The sequence below is a fragment of the Aeromicrobium sp. Leaf272 genome (assembly GCF_001422865.1).
Lineage (GTDB): Bacteria > Actinomycetota > Actinomycetes > Propionibacteriales > Nocardioidaceae > Aeromicrobium.
The window spans coordinates 346,231-349,664 of record NZ_LMMY01000011.1; the positions used below are offsets into that span (position 1 = coordinate 346,231).

Consider the following 3,434-nt stretch of genomic DNA (forward strand, 5'->3'; position numbering starts at 1 on the left):
CCGAGGGCGACAGCACGCTCTACGTGCTGGAGCCGACGCCCAACCTCGACGTCGGCCACATCGACTGGAAGGCCGAGCGCGAACCGATGAAGGAGCGCCTCATGGAGTTCCTCGAGGGTGCCGGCTACCCGACCGACGTCGTCGTCGACGAGCTGGTGACGCCCCTGGACTGGCACGAGCAGGGCATGGCCGCGGGAACCCCGTTCGCGCTGGCCCACACGTTCGCCCAGACCGGCCCGTTCCGCGCCGCCAACGTCGACAAGCGGGTCCCCGGCCTGGTGTTCGCCGGCTCCGGCACGGTCCCCGGCGTCGGCGTGCCGATGGTGCTCCCGTCAGGCCGCCTCGCCGCGGAGCGGGTCAACCAGCTCCTGCGCTGACCCTGCCCGCCAGCGCGTCCTTCCGTTTCGGACACGTCCGGGGCACTTCGAGCGGTTGGACTGCCCCGGAACTGTCCGAAACGGAGGGACGCGAGGGCGGGCGGGCGGAAGGAGGGGTGGTCGGTCAGCGGCCGAGGGTGGCGCGGGCCAGCTCGCGCCGGCCCGACCACGGCATGTGGCGGAACATGGTCCACATGGCGCCGGCCACGGCCGACGGTGGCGCGTCGCGCGACATGAAGGCACGCTGCTGGTGGGCCGGGAGGCGGCCGAAGCCGTCGAAGAGGGCGAGGGTGCCGTCCACGTCGAGGCGCAGCAGGGCCCGCAGACCTGCCTCGCGGAGCCCGTCGACCGGACGCACCGGATCGACCTGGTCCGGCACGCGCCCGGCCGCCAGGTCGTCGGCGAGGGAGCGACCTCGCAGCAGCGCGTGCGCCACCGAGTAGCCGGTGACGAGGTGCCCGCCGCGGCCGGCGACGCCGAGCGCGAGCGTGCCCGGCACGGGTGGTCGACCGCGGCCCCGCATCGGGATCCGCACGACCTCGCGGGCCAGCGGAGCGTCGACCACGGAGGGGTCCACACCGCGGGCCACCAGCCGACGCCGCAGCCGGTCCTGCAGCTCCTCGACGGCCATGCCGGGCGCGGCGGCCAGGCAGGTCTCCTCCAGCAGCACGGTCCCGTCGCCCAGGTCGAAGGCGTACAGGAACGTGGGGATCGCACCCGCGGGCGGCGCCCCGCCCGGCGCCCAGTCGGTGCGCCAGTCCATCAGCAGCGACTCCGCACCCTGCAGCGCCGGAGCCGCGACGTCGGCGGGGACGACCACGCCGAACGCGGTCTGCGCCGGCGCCGGGTCGTGGGCCACCCGTCCGTCGGGACGCGCGCCGCGGGCGTCGACGACGACCCTGGCCTGCCCCGCCAGCGCCGCGACCCCGGCGTCGTCGAGCCGGTCGCGGCGCACGTCGACCCCGTCGAGCGGCAGCGCGGCCTGCACCGCCGCGTTGTCGAGCACCACGTACGTGCGCGGCAGCCGGTGGACGGCGGTGGCCCGCACCTGTGGCGCCGCCGACCGGGCCCGCACGACCGTCGGCGGCAACCCGGACAGCTCGTCCTCCCACACGCCGTACGTGGGCGTCCAGACCGCGTCGGGCCGCGAATCGACGGCCAGCACGCGCAGACCGAGCGCCGCGCAGCGCGACGCGAGCGTGCGGCCGGCCGGACCGAGCCCGACGACCGCGACGTCAGCGGGACCGGTTGTCATGCGGCCCATCCTCCCGCACCTCAGTAGGCTGGGCTGCACCATGGCACGCCCCCTGCACCCCGACCCGCGGCTGGCCGAGGGCTACGCGCGGTGCGCCGAGCTGACGAAGCGCCACGGCACCACCTACTACTGGGGTGCGCGGCTGCTCCCCCGCGAGCAGCGGATCGACGTCTACACCGTCTACGCGCTGTGCCGGCTCGCCGACGACATCGTCGACGAGCCCGAGCGCGTCGACCCGGCCGTCCCTGGCCACGGCGAGGTCGACCCCGGGGTGCGGCTGCGGATGTTCGAGCAGCACTTCTGGGACTGCGTGGCCGCCGGCCGGTCCGACGAGCCCGTCATGGCCGCCGTCGTCGACAGCCTGCAGCGCCGTGGCACCGACCCCGAGTGCTTCGACCGATTCTTCCGCGCCATGGAGCTGGACCTGACCCGCACCACGTGGGAGACGTGGGAGGACCTGCGCGACGGCTACATGGAGGGCTCGGCCGCTGTCATCGGCGAGATGATGCTGCCCGTGCTGCAGCCCCTCACCCCGGCGGCGAAGGAACCGGCCCGCGCGCTCGGGCACGCGTTCCAGCTGACGAACTTCCTGCGCGACGTCGGCGAGGACCTCGACCGCGGGCGGGTCTACCTCCCCCAGGAGGACCTGAGGCGACACGGCGCCGACCCGTGGACGCGCCGGGTCACCCCCGCGTGGCGCTCGATGATGGCCGAGCAGGTGGAGCGCAACCGCGCGCTGTACCGCGAGGCGGCTCCCGGCGTGGCCATGCTGCCGAGGCCCGGGGCACGCTGCGTGGCCACCGCGCTGCGCATGTACTCGCGCATCCTCGACCTGGTCGAGGAAGCCGACTACGACGTCTTCTCGGGCCGCCTCCGGGTGAGGCCACGCACCAAGGTCGCGATCCTGGCCGACGTGCTGGTGCGCGGTCCGGGCCGCGGTCTGCCGCCCTCGCCGAGGGCCAGCCTCGCCCCCCGGAGCGAGTAGCCGGCGATCAGGTGGTCCCAGCCCAGCTCGGGCTCGGCCTCCAGCCGCGGCTCGAGCGCCAGCAGCCGCAGCAGCAGGGCGTCGGACTCCAGCAGGGCCAGCGGCTGCCCGGGACACTTGTGCTCGCCGTCGCCGAACGCCAGCACCGGGTCACCCACGCCTGCGGGCAGGGAGCGGCCGGGGCACAGGTCGAGCGGGGCGTCGCCCACCGCGCGGGGGTCGGCGTTGCCGGGGCGCACGCACACGTCGACGAGGTCACCGGGCTCGATCGTCCACGCGTCGTCGCCGTCGGTCACCGCGATCTCCTGCTGGGCCCGCCGGTACAGGTGCCCGACGACGGGCTCGAGCCGGATGATCTCGCCCAGGATCGCCAGCCGCTCGGACTCGGGCGCCACCAGGTAGCGGGCGCGCAGGGCGTCGTCGTCGAGCAGGTGCAGCGCGGCCATGACGATGAACTCGCGCGTGGTGACCATGCCCGCCGTGCCGTACGTGACGCACTCGACGAGGATGCTCGTCGTCGAGTACCCCTCGGCCAGCAGGTGGCTGATGATGTCCTCGCGCGGCTCGCGTCGCCTCGCCCGGACGGCGGGGCGCACGTCGGCCAGGAACAGCCGACCCACGGGGAGCAGCCCGCGGTAGGCGGCCTGCATCCACTGCCGGCGGGACCTGCCGAGGTCACGGCGGGTGATGTCGAACGGCGGCTGGCTGAACATCGCCTCCAGCCGTCGCGCCATGCGGGGCACGGACGACTCGGTGAGCCCGACGACCTCGGCCGTGACCTCGACCGTGTACAGCAGCGCCAGCTCGTCGAGGGTGC

General features: G+C 74.9%; 3 protein-coding genes and 1 pseudogene. 2 read left to right on the forward strand and 2 right to left on the reverse strand.

What is annotated here, in order from left to right; genetic code table 11:
- On the forward strand, positions 1 to 377 hold a 377-nt coding region (locus ASF38_RS19270), incomplete at its 5' end, for an FAD-dependent oxidoreductase (RefSeq protein WP_235497555.1).
- Between the two features lie 124 nt (positions 378 to 501).
- On the opposite strand, the gene ASF38_RS08745 is transcribed toward ASF38_RS19270, so the two are convergent.
- Complete coding sequence (locus tag ASF38_RS08745; protein WP_056557061.1) at positions 502 to 1,632, reverse strand: lycopene cyclase family protein; 1,131 nt, start codon at positions 1,630 to 1,632, stop codon at positions 502 to 504.
- 40 nt (positions 1,633 to 1,672) lie between these two features.
- Between ASF38_RS08745 and ASF38_RS08750 the strand changes: the two genes are divergently transcribed.
- Complete coding sequence (locus tag ASF38_RS08750) at positions 1,673 to 2,617, forward strand: phytoene/squalene synthase family protein (protein ID WP_056575456.1); 945 nt, start codon at positions 1,673 to 1,675, stop codon at positions 2,615 to 2,617.
- Between the two features lie 119 nt (positions 2,618 to 2,736).
- Here the strand turns inward: ASF38_RS08750 and ASF38_RS19745 are convergent.
- Positions 2,737 to 3,351, reverse strand: a pseudogene (locus ASF38_RS19745) (cytochrome P450); the annotation flags it as partial.
- Between the last annotated feature and the right edge of the window lie 83 nt (positions 3,352 to 3,434).